Below are 15,251 nucleotides of genomic sequence, written 5' to 3' on the forward strand. Positions count from 1 at the left end.
CGCCCGCCCCCACTGATCAGGCACGCCGGGCCGAGGCCACGGCGGCAATGGCATCCAGATACGCGGCCTCCAGACCCTCGGCCCCGTCGACACTGACGCGCAGATCCTTCAGCAGCCCGTCGGACAAGCCGTAGACCCAGCCGTGCAGGGTGAGCGGCTGACGACGGCTCCAGGCATCCTGTACCACCGTGGTCTGGGCGACGTTGAGCACCTGCTCGATGACGTTGAGTTCGCACAGGGCGTCCGCCTGGTGTTCCGGTGGGAGGCCGTCGAGCAGCGAGCGGTGCAGGTTCTTCACGTCCTTGATGTGGCTTAGCCAGTTGTCAGCCAGGCCGACCCGGGTGTTGTGCAAGGCGGCCTGCACGCCGCCACAGCCGTAATGGCCGACGACCATCAGGTGCTGCACCTTGAGTTGGTCGATGGCGAACTGCACGGTGGACAGGCAGTTGAGGTCGGTGGGTACCACCACATTGGCGACATTGCGGTGCACGAACACCTCGCCCGGCTCCAGCCCGGTGATCTGGTTGGCCGGCACACGCGAGTCGCTGCAGCCGATCCACATGTAGCGCGGCTTTTGCTGCGCTTTCAAGCGGGTGAAGAAGCCGGGGCGCTCACGCTCCATCTCCGCGGCCCATTGGCGGTTGTGTTCGAAGAGTTCTTGAAGTTCAGTTGTCATGGGTGAATTCCAGCGATCAGGCCGTTTCGGCGAACAACTCTCGCCCGATCAGCATGCGCCGCACCTCGCTGGTGCCGGCGCCGATTTCGTACAGCTTGGCGTCGCGCCAGAGACGCCCCAGGGGATAGTCGTTGATGTAGCCGTTGCCCCCGAAAATCTGCACGCCCTCGCCAGCCATCCAGGTGGCCTTTTCGGCGCACCACAGGATGACCGAGGCGCAGTCCTTGCGAACCTGCCGCACATGCTCGGCGCCCAACAGGTCGAGGTTCTTGCCGACGGTGTAGCAGAACGAGCGCGCCGCCTGCAGCACGGTGTACATGTCGGCGACCTTGCCCTGCATGAGCTGGAACTCGCCGATGCTCTGGCCGAACTGCTTGCGCTCGTGGATGTAGGGAATGACCTGGTCCATCACCGACTGCATGATGCCGATGGGCCCGGCGGCCAGCACCGCGCGTTCGTAGTCCAGGCCGGACATCAGCACCTTGGCTCCGGCGTTCACGCCACCCAGCACGTTCTCGGGCGGCACCTCGACGTTCTGGAACACCAACTCGCCGGTGTGGCTACCGCGCATGCCGAGCTTGTCGAGCTTCTGGGCGACCGAAAAGCCGGGCATGCCCTTCTCGATGAGGAAAGCCGTGATGCCGCGCGCGCCGAGTTCCGGCTCGGTCTTGCCATAGACGACCAGCGTGTCGGCGTCGGGCCCATTGGTGATCCACATCTTGGAGCCATTGAGGAGGTAGGCGCCCGCCTTGAACTCGGCGCGCAGCCTCATGGAGATGACGTCCGAGCCGGCCCCGGGCTCACTCATCGCCAGCGCGCCCACGTGCTCACCCGAGATCAGCTTCGGCAGGTACTTGCGCTTCTGCGCCTCGGTGCCGTTGCGGTTGATCTGGTTGACGCAGAGGTTGGAATGGGCGCCGTAGGACAGGCCCACCGATGCGGAGGCGCGGGAGATCTCTTCCATGGCGATCATGTGCGCCAGGTAGCCCATGCCGGCGCCACCGTACGTCTCGGGCGCCGTGACGCCGAGCACGCCAAGCTCGCCCATCTTTAGCCAGAGATCCATGGGGAAACGATCGCTGCGATCGATCTCGGCGGCGCGCGGAGCGATTTCAGCCTGGGCAAAGGCGTGCACCGCGTCGCGCAGCGCCTCGACGTCGGAGCCGAGCTGGTGGTTCAGGCCGGGCAGGTTCATGCGAGCTTCTCCCTGAAATGTGGACAGCCGTGACCGGATCTGGTTCGGGCCGTCTCTTTGACGTTGACGTAAACGTCAATTATGACCATTGACTTTGCGCGACGGCTTTTCCAGCCGTGCCAGCAGCGCACGTGTTTCCTTTTCGTGCGCCTTGACCTCGTCGAGGTTGGCCTGCAGTTCGGCCAGCTGCTCTTCGAGTTGCGAGCGGTGCGTGGCCAGGATGTTGAGGAATTTCTTCAGCTGCGGTCCCGTATCGCGCGGGCTGTCGTACATGTCGATCAGCTCGCGCGCCTCGGACAGCGACAGGCCGAGGCGCTTGGCGCGCAGCGTGAGCTTGAGTCGGGTGCGGTCGCGCGGACCGTAGATGCGGTTGCGGCCGCCGGGGCCGCTGCGCTGGGGTTGCAGCAGGCCCATGTCCTCATAGAAGCGGATGGCTCGCGTGGTCAGGTCGAACTCGCGGGCGAGATCGCTGATGGTGTAGGTGACGGGGGTGGCCATGAAGGGGATCGGGACAGGCCCGGCGGAGTTGACGGCGCCTAGAATGAAGCGCATTACAGCTGACGTTTACGTCAACGTCAATCGCGCCACGGCCGGCTTCCCGCACGATTTCCAGCCTGTCATCCAAGTCCCACGCCCCTTGCATGAACCCCCTCGAACAACAGCTGTCCTATCCCTTCGGCGACCAGCTGCCGCAGCCCGGCCGCAGCCTGGAGATCGCCACCGGCGTACGCTGGGTGCGCATGAGCCTACCCTTCGCGCTGGACCACATCAACCTCTGGCTGCTGCGCGACGAACTCGATGGCCGTGAAGGCTGGAGCGTGGTCGACTGCTGCATCGCGCGGGACGAGGCCAAGGCACAGTGGGAGCAGGTGTTCGCCACGGAGCTGGAGGGCCTGCCCATCCTGCGAGTGATCGTGACCCACATGCATCCCGACCACGTCGGACTGGCTGCCTGGTTGTGCGAGCGCTGGCAATGCCGACTCTGGATCAGCGCGACCGACTACTACGCGGCCCGCGTGGGCTCGGCCAGCACCACCGGCTTCGGCGGCCAGGGGGCGGCCAGCTTTTTTGCCGCGCATGGCCTTAGCGACCCGGACGCGGTGGACAAGGTGCGGGCACGCGCGGGCTACTACAGCAGCATGGTGCCGGCCGTGCCATCCGGTTTCGAGCGGCTGCGCGACGGGCTGCGCCTGCGTATCGGCGGGCGCGACTGGCGCTGCCTGAGCGGGTATGGACACGCGCCGGAACACATCTCGCTGCATTGCGAGGAGCTGGGCCTGCTGATCTCCGGCGACATGATGCTGCCGCGCATTTCGACCAACATCAGCGTGCACGAGGTGGAGCCGGAGTCGAATCCGCTGCCGGCGTTCCTCGATTCGATTGCGCGCCTGCGCGAGCTGCCCGCCGACACGCTGGTGTTGCCCTCGCATGGCAAGCCGTTCATGGGCCTGCACCAGCGCATCGCGCAGCTGGAGCAGCACCACCGCGAGCGCCTGGACGAGGTGCTGAAGGCCTGCCAGGAGCGGCCCGGCAGCGCCGCCGACATGGTGCCGGTGCTGTTCAAGCGCTCGCTCGACCTGCACCAGACCACCTTCGCCATGGGCGAAGCCGTGGCGCACCTGCATGCGCTGTGGTTCGCGGGCCGACTGCTGCGGGAACGCGATGAGGCCGGTGTCTGGCGGTTTCGCGCCGCCTGACCGAATCGACGTCTACCAGGGCGGCAGCGGATCGGCTCGCAACTGCGAGCGCAGGTGCGCGTAGTCGGGCACCACGCTGCCCACGGTTTCCCAGAAGCGCGGGCTGTGGTCCATCACTCGAAGATGGCTGAGCTCGTGCGCCACCACGTAATCGATGATCGGCAGTCGAAAGTGGATGAGGCGCCAGTTAAGGCGGATGGAGCCGTTGCTGTGCGCCGAGCCCCACCGCGTGCTGGCGCTGCTCAGCGTGAGCTTGCTCCACCGCACGCCGAGCAAGGGCGCGAAGTGGGCCAGCCGCTCGTTGAACACACGCGTGGCCTGGCGCATCAACCAGGCCTGGACGGCATCACGGATCTGCCCCGGCTCGGCCTGTTGCGGCAGCGCAAGGTGCAGCTGCAGGTCGGGCGGGCCGGCGGTGGCCCCTGCGGCAGGACGCAGCAGGCCGCCGGGAGCGAGGCTGCTGGCACGGGCATCCAGCACGATGCGGACCGGCTCGCCCAGGAAGGGAAGACTCGCGCCGTCACGCCATTCGATGCGCCCCGCCTCGCGCCGCTGGTCGCGATCGCGCATCTCGACCAGCTTGCGCACGATCCAGCCGGCCTTCTTCTGCAAAGCGGCTTCGATCTCGTACAGCGGCACCCACCGCGGGGCACTCACCGTCAGGCCTTCCGGGCCGACCAAGAAACCGATGTGGCGCCGCCGCGCGCGCCGCAACTCGTAGGCAACGCGGACCTCTCCCAGGACGGTGTGCCGATCGGCTTTGGGGTGGCGGAAGACAGCGGGCTGCAGAACGCTGGCGATGGGCAGGGCAGGGGCGGCCGCCGGGACCGGCGGCGCCGGTCGCGGCGGCTTGTCGATGCGCTCAGCGGGTGGCGGATCGTCCTCGAAGAGGTCGAGGGCCAGCTGTACGAGTCCCTTCACGCGTCCCTCGGCTGAAGGCCCGAGCCGTCTGCCGCGCCGTAGGCTTGCGGGTCGAGCCGCCGCATCTCGGACTCGATCCAGCCCTGGACTTCCCGCATCAGTTCATCGGGCTGCCGACCGACGCTGGGGATGGCCGGGCCGATGGAGACATCGACGACGCCGGCGCGCTTGACGAAGGCCCTGCGCGGCCAGCAGCGTGCCGACGTGACCGCGATAGGAATGACCGGTGCGCCGGTTTCAATGGCCAGTCTCGTGCCGCCGGACTTGTAGGCGCCAGCTTCGCCCCGCGCCACACGTGTGCCCTCCGGGAACATGATGATCCAGGTGCCCTGCTCCAGCAGGCGACGGCCCTGGGCCACGACCTTGACGAATGCCTGCGCCCGCTGGCTGCGGTCGATATGGATCATGTCCAGCCGTGACATCGCCCAGCCGAAGAACGGAATCTGCAGCAGTTCCTTCTTGAACACGTAGGCCAGGGGATGCGGCATGAGCGTGGGCATGAGGAAGGTCTCGAAGGTGGACTGGTGCTTGACCAGCAGCACCGCGGGGCTGGTCTGTCCGACGGGCAGGTTGTCCATCCCGCTCACGCGCACCTGGATGCCGCAGATCACGCGGGCGCCCTGCACGGCCAGCCGCAGCCAACTCGCGGCAATCCAGTACAAGGGCTCGCCGCGCTGCCACAGCGACGCAACCAGCACGGCAATGCCATACGGGATGACGGTGACCAACATCCACAAGGCGTGCAAGGACGAACGCACGAAATCGAACATGGAGGCTTTCCTCAACGGGCGTCGGGCTGGTGGGCGATCAGGTGCTCGACGAAGGCGGACAGGTCCTCGTGCACGCGGGTGCCCGAGGGGAAATCGCCACCCAGCGGCTGCCCCCGCCAGCGGGCGCCCTTTCCGGTCAGCACCAGGTGCGGTTCGCAGCCGAGCACTGCGCCGGCCTGCAGGTCGCGCGGCGCGTCGCCGACCACCGGCACGCCCTTGAGCTCGACACCAAAGCGTTCGGCGATCTGCTCGAACAAGCCAGGAGACGGCTTGCGGCAGCGGCAGTTGTCGTCGGGCGTGTGCGGACAGAAGAAGACCGCATCAATGCGGCCGCCAACGGCCGACAGCATGCGGTTCATCTTCGCGTGCATGGCGTTGAGGGCGCCCAGGTCGAACAGGCCACGGCCCAGCCCCGACTGGTTCGACGCCACGGCCACATGCCAGCCCGCGTGGTTGAGCCGCGCGATGGCTTCGAGCGCGCCCGGCAGCGGCTCCCACTCCTCGGGCGATTTGATGAACTCGTCGCTGTCTGCGTTGATGGTGCCGTCGCGATCCAGGATGACCAGCTTCATGCTCAGCTCGCCAGGCGCGACAGGTCCGCGACGCGGTTCATGGCTTGGTGCAGCGTGGCGAGCAAGCCCAGGCGGTTGCGCCTGAGCGCCGGGTCTTCGGCGTTGACCATGACACGGTCGAAGAAAGTGTCGACCGGCGCTCGCAGCGCCGCCAGGGTCTGCAACGCGCCGGTGTAGTCGCCGGCATCGAAACGCTGGTCGGCCTCGGCCGACAGGCGCAGGGTGGCCGCATGCAGGGCCTGTTCGGGCTCCTGTTGCAGCAGCGCGGTGTCGACTTGCGGCTGCACCGGCTCGTCGGCCTTCTTGAGAATGTTGCCGATCCGCTTGTTGGCCGCGGCGAGCGCGGGCGCCTCGGGCAATCCGGCGAAGGCGCGCACGGCGGCGAGCCGTCGGGCGATGTCGCCCAGGCGCTGCGGCTTGAGGGCCAGCACGGCCTCGACCTCCTGCGCGCTGTAGCCCTGCTCGCGCAGCAGGCCAGCCAAGCGCTCGTAGATGAAGTCGGCCAGGAGCGATGCAGTATCGGGCGCTGCCTGCGGAAACAGGCCGACCGCGGCGCTGACCAGTTCCGTGGGCGCGAGCGGCAGGTCGCGCTCCATCAGGATGCGGACCATGCCGAGGGCATGACGCCTCAGGGCGAACGGGTCCTTGTCCCCCGTGGGCAGCTGGCCGATGGCAAACAGGCCGGCCAGCGTCTCGAGCTTGTCGGCCAGCGCCAGCACCAGGCCCGTGCGGCCGCGCGGCAGGCTGTCACCGGCAAAGCGGGGCTTGTAGTGGTCCTCGATGGCGTCGGCGACTTCGGCCTCGATGCCTTCCGCCTGGGCGTAGTAGCGCCCCATGATGCCCTGCAGCTCGGGGAACTCACCCACCATGTCGGTGAGCAGGTCGGCCTTGGCCAGGCTCGCGGCGAGATCGGCCTGCCAAGCGAGGTGGTCGTCGCCGAGCTTGGCGCCGATGACCTGCGCCAGCTCGCGAACCCGCTCGATGCGCTGGCCCTGGGTGCCGAGCTTGTTGTGATAGACGACACGCGCCAATCCCTCTGCGCGAGTGGACAACGGCTTCTTGCGGTCCTGGTCGAAAAAGAACTTGGCATCGGCCAGCCGCGGGCGGACCACGCGCTCGTTACCCTGGATCACCGCGGATGGGTCGTCCGGGCGGATGTTGCTCACCACCAGGAACCGGTTGGTGAGGCGGCCCTGCGCATCGAGCAACGGGAAGTACTTCTGGTTGGCCTTCATCGTGAGGATGAGGCATTCCTGAGGCACGCCGAGGAACTCGCTCTCGAACTCGCACACGAGGACGCAGGGCCGCTCGACCAGCCCGGTGACCTCGTCGAGCAGGTCGTCGTCCTCGATCGGGCGGACGCCACCACCCACGCGCTCGGCCGCCAGCGCGAGCTGGCGCTGGATGTCGGCGCGGCGCTCTTCGAAGCTGGCGATGACCGCGCCTTCGCCGGCGAGCACGTCGGCATAGCGATCGGCATGCGGCACTCGCAGCACCCGGGCCTTCGCCTCGAAGCGATGCCCATGGGTGGTGTCACCGGCGGCCAGTCCGAGCGCGCGCACAGGCACGACCTGGCTGCCATGCAGCGCCAGCAGCGAATGCGCGGGCCGCACGAACTTCACGTCGGTCCAGCCGTCGGCCAGCTGATAGGTCATCACCTTCGGAATGGGAAGACGCTCGAGTGCCTCGCCCAAGGCCGCTTGCAGGCCCTCGGCCAGCGTGGCGCCGCGCACCTGGCTGTCATGGAACAGGGCCTCGGCCTTGCCGTCGATCGCGCGCCGCAACTCGGGTACGGCACGCGCATCCACGCCCAAGGCCTGCAGTTTCTTGAGCAGCGCAGGGGTCGGCTGGCCCGACGCATCCAGTCCCACGCTGACCGGCATGAGCTTGTGGGAGACGGCGCGATCGGCGGCCTGCGGGGCCACCTCGCTGACATGCACGGCCAGTCGTCGGGGCGAGGCGAACGGCGTCGCGACGGAGGCATCCGTGGTCAGTCCCTGGGCGCGCAGTTGCTCGAACAGGCCGTCGGCGAAAGCCCGACCCAGTTTCTTCAGGGCCTTGGGCGGCAGTTCCTCGACGAACAGCTCGACCAGGAGGTTGTCGGTGGTCTTCTTCATGGATTCAGGCGGCCTTCCTGGACAGCTGCGCCACCCACTCGGGCGGCGCCATTGGAAAGCCCTGTCGCTCGCGACTTTCGTAGTAGCTCTGGGCCACGCCGCGAGCCAGGTTGCGGATGCGGCCGATGTACGCGGCGCGCTCGGTGACGCTGATCGCCCCGCGTGCGTCGAGCAAATTGAAGCTGTGGGCGGCCTTGAGCACCTGTTCGTAGGCCGGCAGCGCGAGCTGCTGTTCCATGAGGTGCCTAGCCTGCTTCTCGTGCGCGGTGAAGGCGGCGAAGAGGAAGTCGGCGTCGCTGTGTTCGAAGTTGTAGGCCGATTGCTCCTTCTCGTTCTGCAGGTAGACGTCGCCGTAGCTGAGATCGTGCGTCCATTGCAACTTGTAGACGTTGTCGACGCCCTGCAGGTACATGGCCAGCCGCTCCAGGCCGTAGGTGATTTCGCCAGTGATGGGCTTGCAGTCGATGCCACCGACCTGCTGGAAATAGGTGAACTGCGTCACCTCCATGCCGTTGAGCCAGACCTCCCAGCCCAAACCCCAGGCGCCCAGCGTCGGGTTCTCCCAGTCGTCTTCGACAAAGCGGATGTCGTTCTTCTTGAGATCGAATCCCAGCGCCTCCAGCGAGCCCAGGTAGAGGTCCAGGATGTTGGCCGGCGCGGGCTTGAGTACCACCTGGTACTGGTAGTAGTGCTGGAGCCGGTTGGGATTTTCACCGTAGCGGCCGTCCTTCGGTCGGCGGCTCGGCTGCACATAGGCGGCCTTCCAGGGTTCGGGGCCGAGTGCGCGCAGGAACGTGGCCGTGTGCGAGGTGCCGGCGCCGACCTCCATGTCATAGGGCTGAAGCAACGCGCAGCCCTGTGCGTCCCAATAGGCCTGCAGCTTCAGGATGATTTGCTGGAAGGTGAGCATCACGCGATTTTAAGAGGGGCCCCATAGGCGACCGCCTGGAGCCGGGGCGCGGCCTCAGCGCCGCCGGCGCGGGAAAGCTGCGGCGAGCAAGACCAACGCGCCCACCAGCCAGAGCGGCGCCAGCCCCCAAGTCGAGGCCCAGCGCGCGAAGGGGGTGAGGCCCTCTCGGCCCTGCACTTCCCCGGTCAATACGCCGCGCGTGTACCGGGGCAGCAGGTGCGTCACCGTGCCGCGATGATCGATGATCGCCGTGGCGCCGGTGTTGGTGGCACGGATCACCGGCCGCTGGAATTCGAGGGCGCGCATGCGGCTGATGTGCAGGTGCTGGTCGATGGCCACGGTATTGCCGAACCAGCCGATGTTGCTCACGTTCACGAAGATGGTGGGCGCACGCGCCGGGTCGACGAAACGGGCCGCCAGTTCTTCGCCGAACAGGTCTTCGTAGCAGACATTCGGCGCAAGCCGCTGGCCCTGCCATTCGAAGGACGGCTGGCCGACCGCGCCCCGGTTGAAATCCCCCAGCGGGATGCGCATGAGGTCGGTGAACCAGCGGAACAGCGGGGGAATGAACTCACCAAACGGCACAAGGTGGTGCTTGTCGAACCGGTAGACCTCGGCACCCTGGCGCACGCCAATGACGGAGTTGGTGTAGCCCGCTTCCAGGCTTCCCAGCGGCATGCCGATCAATGCGGCCTGCCGCCCTCGAGTGAAGCGCTGGGCAACGTCGGCCAGATATCCCTGGGGTAGATCGTCGGGCAGCAGCGGAATGGCCGTTTCGGGCGCCACCACCAGGCTGGCTTCAGCAGTGCGCAGTTGCTTTGCGTACCACTCGAGGGCCAGGGGAATCCCGCTGCCTTGTTCGAACTTCTCGTCCTGCGGAATGTTGCCCTGGAGAAGCGCGACAGACAGCCGAGCGCCCGGCTGCCCGGCCTCGACATCCGGCAAGGCGATCACCGCCAGCAACACCGCGGGGGCGGCGACCGCACCGTGCCAGGCCGGGCGCCCTCGACGCACAAGGGCGCCGAGCAGTCCCGCCAGCAGCGCAGCGACGAAGGCGATGCCATAGGCGCCGATCCAGGGCGCCATGGCTGCGAGCGGCCCTTCGACGTGCGCGTAGCCGGAGGCCCCCCACGGAAAGCCAGTGAAGAAGACGCCTCGCATCAGTTCTGCGAGCAGCCAGGCACCCGCCCAGATGAACGCCGCCTGCCAGGCGCCCCTCCGGCCCACCGCGACAAACAAGGCCGCGGCACCTGCGTAGTACGTGCCCAGGAAGGCGGCCAAGACCAGCACCGCCAGTGCCGCCAGCGGCGCCGACAGCCCGCCGTAGACGTGCATGGAGATGAACAGCCACCACCAAGTCCCGGCAAGCCAGCAGGTGGCGAAGAGCCAACCCAGCAGGGCACCACGGCGAACAGAGGATTGCCGCAGCAGGAGCCCAACCAGCATCGACAGCGAGAGCAACTGCAGCCACCACAAAGGTTGGCCGCTCCAAGGGGTCGCGATGGAGGCGGCCTGCGCCAGGCCAGCGACGACCGCCAGGATCCAGGGCAGCAGCTGACGCAGCCGCTGCATCAGCCGGTGTTGTCGCCGTCAACGACCGGCGAGACCTTGAACCAGCGCACGGCACCCGCCTTGGTGTGCAGGACGATGAAGTTGAGCCCGCCCAAGGTGGTGTGCTCACCACGGCGTGGCACGTGGCCCATCTCGTGGGCGATCAGTCCGCCGATGGTTTCGAAGCGGTGCTCGTTATCGCCTTCCTCGTGGACGAACGCGCGCAGGTCGACTCCGAACGACTCGTTGACACGCTCGATGCTGGTGTCACCGCTGACGCGGTAGGTCCGGTCGGCCAGCGCGAAGATGTCGCCTTCATCCTCGACGATGTCGAACTCGTCCTCGATTTCGCCGACGATCTGCTCGAGCACGTCTTCAATGGTGATCAGGCCGGCCACACGGCCGAACTCGTCGATGACGATCGCCTGATGATTTCTATTGCCGCGGAACTCGCGCAGCAGGTCGTTCAGCCCCTTGCTTTCTGGAATAAAGGAGGCTGGGCGCAGCAACGCACGGACGTTGAGCGACGGCGCTCGCTGCAGCTTGAGGAGATCCTTGGCCAACAAGATGCCGATGATGTTTTCGCGGTCGTCTTCGTAAACCGGGAAGCGCGAGTGCGCCGTTTCAATCACCAGGTTGAGAATGTCCTCGTAGGGCCAGTCGATGTTGACCATGTCCATGCGGGGTGCGGCCACCATCACTTCGCCAGCCGTGAGGTCGGCCATGCGGATCACACCTTCGAGCATCACCCGGGCGTCGGGTCCGATGATGTCGTTTTCCTCGGCGTCGGCCAGCGTTTCGATCAGCTCGGCTCTTGAGTCCGGGCCAGGATGGATGAATTCGGCAAGCTTCTGCAGGAACGTGCGCTTGTCCTCCCGCTCAAGAGAGGTTCGCGCTGGATGGGGGTCGGACACAGCCGGGGTGCAGGACGTGCGGTCGTTGAGGGACGTCTAGGATAGCCCAATCCCGTCCCGCTCCTCTTCGCTACGAATGCGGCGAACGGATCAAACGCCGGACTTGTGACGCGCTTCGCGAACGCCCTGGCGAACCTCCTGTACACCGGCAAGAAAATTCCAGAAGTTGCGCGCCTGGCGCTTGAGCTGGTAGTCGGTCTGGGCGAGTTGCTCATCGAAAAGCTCGCCGAGCCGGCTGTCCAGGGTGGCGGGCGGAACGCGCAGGTAGGCCTCGGTTTCCGAGCCCTCGCGCTGCAGCGCGGCGCCCGCCTTGCGTGCAATCTTGAGCATGGCCGCGTTTTCGCTCAAGGCGTGGACGAAGAGCAGCTCAACGCCTTCGTTACGCGCATGCATGACGGCACGTTCGAACAGGCGCGACCCATAGCCCCGGCCTCGCGCTTTGGCGACGACGGAGACACCGAACTCAGCGCAGCCAGGAAATGCCGAGTCACTTGCAAAGGCGAGGTGGGCGACGGCGATGAGTTCCAGACGCCGGTTGTAAATGCCAAATATCTCGTCGCGGTCGAAATCGATGCCCGCGGTGTAACGCTGCACCTGGTCGTCGGTGGCGACATACCCGAAACGAAGGTAGCGGTCGCGGGCATCCAGCGACAGCAGGTGTTCGGCGATTCGCGCGCGATGGGCGGGCCCCAGTGAGCGGATGGGAACCACGATCGGCGTGAACGGCTTGTCCGATGCGGGCTTCATGAGCTGCGATGGATCAAAGGGGAACGGCGGTGGTGGCCTTGACGCGGTCGAGCACAAAGCTGGTCTTGCAGTCCTGGACGCTCGGATGCTTTAGCAGCGTGTCCATGATGAAACGGCTGTAGTGGGCCATGTCTTCGACAACCACGCGCAGCAGGTAGTCCATGTCGCCTGTCAGAGCGACGCACTCCACCACTTCAGGCCAGGACTGCACGCTGGCACGGAAGAGGTCCATCGGGTTGCGCTTGTGGCTCTCGGTGTGCTTTTCCAATCGAACGTTGAGGTACGCCGTCAGCCCCAATCCGACGGCCTCGGGCCGCACAAGGGCGACATATCGATCGATGATCCCGACTTCTTCTAGACGCTTGACCCGGCGCAGTACGGCACTGGCAGACAGCCCCACACGCTCTCCAATCACCTCGTAGGTCTCGCGGCCATTTCCCTGCAGGCACCGCAAGATGGCGATATCGAGTTTGTCGATTGGCTGAGCTTCGATAGGTGACATGCGGTTGCGGAGCATACAGGCTTCGGCGCAAAAAACGTGCGCGGCGACTCATAATCTGTCACCTGCGCGCACGAATAGTGTCATTTCCCGCAGCTACAGTGTGCCGATCATTCCTAGTGAGAAACGACATGACCGCCGCACCGCCTGAATCCCTCAGCCAAGATTCTTCGGGCTGGGACAACCCCATGGGAACAGATGGCTTTGAGTTCATCGAGTACGCCGCCCCGGACCCGAAGGCGATGGGGGAGCTATTCGAACGCATGGGTTTTGAAGCCATTGCCCGACATCGACACAAGAACGTCGTGCTATATCGGCAGGGCGGCATCAACTTCATCCTCAACGCAGAACCTGACTCTTTCGCTCAACGATTTGCGCGCCTCCACGGGCCGAGCATTTGCGCCATCGCCTTCCGTGTACAGGACGCCAAAGCGGCTTACGAGCGGGCCATTTCCCTGGGGGCATGGGGGTATGCCGGCCAAGCTGGGCCGGGGGAGTTGAATATTCCCGCCATCAAAGGGATCGGCGACAGCCTTATCTACCTTGTGGATCGTTGGCGCGGCAAGAACAGGGCCGCCGAAGGAGACATCGGCAATATCGGCTTCTACGACGTGGACTTCGAGCCGCTTCCAGACGCACACGGCGCCGGTGCACTCAATCCGGTCGGTTTCGGCCTCACCTATATCGATCACCTGACGCACAACGTACATCGCGGTCGGATGTTGGAATGGGCGGAGTTTTACGAGCGTCTTTTCAACTTCCGTGAGGTCCGCTATTTCGACATCGAAGGCCAAGCGACTGGCGTCAAGAGCAAGGCCATGACCAGCCCATGCGGCAAGATCCGCATTCCCATCAACGAAGAAGGCAACGAGAAATCTGGCCAAATCCAAGAGTACCTGGACAAGTACCACGGCGAGGGCATCCAGCACATCGCGCTGGGATCGAGCAACTTGTACGACACCGTCGATGCCCTGCAGATGGCAGGAGTGAAGCTGCTCAACACCAGCGACACCTATTACGAACTGCTACCCACCCGAATTGCGGGGCTTCAGGAAGACATCCCGGCGCTAAAGCAGCGCAACATTCTCGTGGATGGCCGGCACGGTGAGTTGCTCCTGCAGATCTTCAGTGAAAATCAACTTGGCCCCATCTTCTTCGAGTTTATCCAGCGTAAAGGAAATGAGGGCTTTGGCGAAGGCAACTTCAAGGCACTGTTCGAGACCATGGAGCTTGATCAGATGCGGCGAGGCGTCTTGGGCAGGAGAGAAGCCTAACGGGTTGTCATGGTCGCGGCTGAGGTGAAGGCCTGTGTCATTCAGCGGCGTCATCAGTATCGAGAGCGAACCTGCTCTTGGGCGCCCTCGGAACTACGACTTAACGGGTCTGGCACCCGATCGCAACTATCAAGCAAGGCGAGGCTACCCGCAATCACGTCCTCACAGAACGCTAGTTCCACATGCGCAGCACCCGGCACAAAGCGGTTGTCAGCGCCTGGCAAGGTTGCCGAAGATGGCGGCATGACTACGTTGTCACAGTTCGAGTACCAGCAGGTGAAAAGTTGGGCCGGATGGGAGGACCAATCCCGCTGAAGGCTCGTCATCCAGGCGCTTCCTATTCTCATTTGCCGCGCATTGGTCGCGAGACCAAACCGAGCAAGCCAAGTTCCTTGGTGCGGTGTCGCGATCGTGATCACCCGCGCTATGGAGGTGGTCGAACTTTGCGAACGGAGCCAAGTACGGACAACAAGGCCCCCCATGCTATGGCAGATCAATATCGGCGGGGCACCGCCCGAAGCACGCGTGACGCGCGTGACAGCGGCTTCCAGGCTGACTGCGTATTCGTCTATGGATCCGAATGGCGGCTCAAGGTTGATTGCCTCAAATCTCCGTCCCGACCCCTGAAGGCGCCGCATCCACGGACTCCAGAATCCCCTATTGCATCCGAATCCATGTATGAAGACGACCCCAGTTCGACTTGCTTGGAGAGAGACCAATTGATCGTCGATGGCACGCCATTGGAACGGCTGACGCCAACCAAACACTCTGAGAGCATCGACCGTTTCAACCGCCCAAGCCCGCAGGCGCTGCCTTCCGGTTGCGCGAGGAGCAGGATCATCTATTGCGATGTACGCTTGAAGGAGGAACTCGACACCTAACACCCAAGAATGCCAACACACGATAGCTAACGCTCCCAGCGCCGCGCCGAACAAAGAAACCGGCAGAACGAGGGCAACCCAAATCGCTGCCGCGGCTAGTGTGGTCACAACCGCGATCTGTTGAATCCGAGCCACCGAAGATCGAGGAGGCATCCGCGACTTACCCAAGGGAAGTGAGATCAAGAACAAACAAGGGAGTAGACCCTGTCTGTGGTTTGACCAAAAGCAAAAAGCCCCGCCTCTTGAGAGGTCGGGGCTTTTTGGGCTGGATTAATAGCCTGACGATGTCCTACTTTCACACGGGAATCCGCACTATCATCGGCGCAGAGGCGTTTCACTGTCCTGTTCGGGATGGGAAGGAGTGGTACCACCTCGCTATGGTCATCAGGCATAACTTTTTGTCCTGTCGGCATTGCCAGCAAGACCAATTCATAGAGCCAATCAGCTTTGTTTGATTGCGATCAACCTTTTAGCATAAGCCTTGATCGTTTGATCAAAGTTATAGGGTCAAGCCGCACGAGCAATTA

General features: G+C 64.7%; 15 protein-coding genes and 1 rRNA gene. 2 read left to right on the forward strand and 14 right to left on the reverse strand.

Going from position 1 to position 15,251, the window contains the following annotated elements; genetic code table 11:
- Positions 1-16: 16 nt before the first annotated feature.
- From can to JI739_RS15560, 3 genes are all read right to left on the reverse strand, one after another.
- A complete protein-coding gene (can, locus tag JI739_RS15550; RefSeq protein ID WP_201684827.1) occupies positions 17-676 on the reverse strand; it encodes a carbonate dehydratase in 660 nt (219 codons plus the stop codon).
- Between the two features lie 16 nt (positions 677-692).
- Positions 693-1,871 carry an isovaleryl-CoA dehydrogenase gene (locus JI739_RS15555; protein ID WP_201684828.1) on the reverse strand — a complete coding sequence of 393 codons (1,179 nt, stop codon included), beginning with the start codon at positions 1,869-1,871 and terminating at the stop codon, positions 693-695.
- A gap of 75 nt (positions 1,872-1,946) precedes the next feature.
- Positions 1,947-2,369, reverse strand: coding sequence for a MerR family transcriptional regulator (locus JI739_RS15560; protein ID WP_201684829.1), 423 nt, complete (start codon positions 2,367-2,369; stop codon positions 1,947-1,949).
- Between the two features lie 143 nt (positions 2,370-2,512).
- Here JI739_RS15560 and JI739_RS15565 point away from each other — a divergent pair, with 143 nt between their 5' ends.
- Positions 2,513-3,568: an MBL fold metallo-hydrolase gene (locus JI739_RS15565; RefSeq protein WP_201684830.1), complete on the forward strand. Its 1,056-nt coding sequence runs from the start codon at positions 2,513-2,515 to the stop codon at positions 3,566-3,568.
- Between the two features lie 12 nt (positions 3,569-3,580).
- Here JI739_RS15565 and JI739_RS15570 read toward each other — a convergent pair whose 3' ends face one another.
- The 9 genes from JI739_RS15570 to JI739_RS15610 all read right to left on the reverse strand — a co-directional run bounded on the left by JI739_RS15570 (position 3,581) and on the right by JI739_RS15610 (position 12,587).
- A complete protein-coding gene (locus JI739_RS15570) occupies positions 3,581-4,489 on the reverse strand; it encodes a M48 family metallopeptidase (protein WP_201684831.1) in 909 nt (302 codons plus the stop codon).
- Positions 4,486-5,259 (reverse strand): lysophospholipid acyltransferase family protein, encoded by a 774-nt coding sequence (locus JI739_RS15575; RefSeq protein ID WP_201684832.1) that lies wholly within the window; start codon positions 5,257-5,259, stop codon positions 4,486-4,488. Before JI739_RS15575 ends, JI739_RS15570 begins: the two co-directional genes overlap by 4 nt.
- An 11-nt stretch (positions 5,260-5,270) precedes the next feature.
- Positions 5,271-5,831 (reverse strand): D-glycero-beta-D-manno-heptose 1,7-bisphosphate 7-phosphatase, encoded by a 561-nt coding sequence (gene gmhB, locus JI739_RS15580; protein WP_201684833.1) that lies wholly within the window; start codon positions 5,829-5,831, stop codon positions 5,271-5,273.
- Positions 5,832-5,833: 2 nt separating this feature from the next.
- Positions 5,834-7,948 (reverse strand): glycine--tRNA ligase subunit beta, encoded by a 2,115-nt coding sequence (gene glyS, locus JI739_RS15585; RefSeq protein ID WP_201684834.1) that lies wholly within the window; start codon positions 7,946-7,948, stop codon positions 5,834-5,836.
- Between the two features lie 4 nt (positions 7,949-7,952).
- Complete coding sequence (glyQ, locus tag JI739_RS15590; RefSeq protein ID WP_201684835.1) at positions 7,953-8,858, reverse strand: glycine--tRNA ligase subunit alpha; 906 nt, start codon at positions 8,856-8,858, stop codon at positions 7,953-7,955.
- Between the two features lie 54 nt (positions 8,859-8,912).
- Positions 8,913-10,430, reverse strand: coding sequence for an apolipoprotein N-acyltransferase (gene lnt / locus JI739_RS15595; RefSeq protein ID WP_201684836.1), 1,518 nt, complete (start codon positions 10,428-10,430; stop codon positions 8,913-8,915).
- Entirely contained in the window at positions 10,430-11,323 is an 894-nt protein-coding gene (locus tag JI739_RS15600; RefSeq protein WP_201684837.1) for a CorC family transporter, read from the reverse strand. The genes lnt and JI739_RS15600 overlap by 1 nt, the downstream gene beginning before the upstream one ends.
- 90 nt (positions 11,324-11,413) lie before the next feature.
- A complete protein-coding gene (locus tag JI739_RS15605) occupies positions 11,414-12,070 on the reverse strand; it encodes a GNAT family N-acetyltransferase (RefSeq protein ID WP_201684838.1) in 657 nt (218 codons plus the stop codon).
- Positions 12,071-12,083: 13 nt separating this feature from the next.
- Positions 12,084-12,587 (reverse strand): Lrp/AsnC family transcriptional regulator, encoded by a 504-nt coding sequence (locus tag JI739_RS15610; protein WP_435531613.1) that lies wholly within the window; start codon positions 12,585-12,587, stop codon positions 12,084-12,086.
- 113 nt (positions 12,588-12,700) lie between these two features.
- On the opposite strand from JI739_RS15610, the gene hppD reads away from it, so the two are divergent.
- Positions 12,701-13,843 carry a 4-hydroxyphenylpyruvate dioxygenase gene (gene hppD, locus JI739_RS15615; RefSeq protein WP_201684839.1) on the forward strand — a complete coding sequence of 381 codons (1,143 nt, stop codon included), beginning with the start codon at positions 12,701-12,703 and terminating at the stop codon, positions 13,841-13,843.
- 53 nt (positions 13,844-13,896) lie between these two features.
- Here hppD and JI739_RS24715 read toward each other — a convergent pair whose 3' ends face one another.
- Together JI739_RS24715 and rrf are read right to left on the reverse strand one after the other, a co-directional pair.
- Positions 13,897-14,877: an esterase/lipase family protein gene (locus JI739_RS24715; RefSeq protein WP_201684863.1), complete on the reverse strand. Its 981-nt coding sequence runs from the start codon at positions 14,875-14,877 to the stop codon at positions 13,897-13,899.
- A gap of 123 nt (positions 14,878-15,000) precedes the next feature.
- Positions 15,001-15,113, reverse strand: a 5S ribosomal RNA gene (gene rrf, locus JI739_RS15625).
- Positions 15,114-15,251: the final 138 nt, after the last annotated feature.

The sequence above is a fragment of the Ramlibacter aurantiacus genome, assembly GCF_016722895.1.
Classification (GTDB): Bacteria; Pseudomonadota; Gammaproteobacteria; order Burkholderiales; family Burkholderiaceae_C; genus Ramlibacter; species Ramlibacter aurantiacus.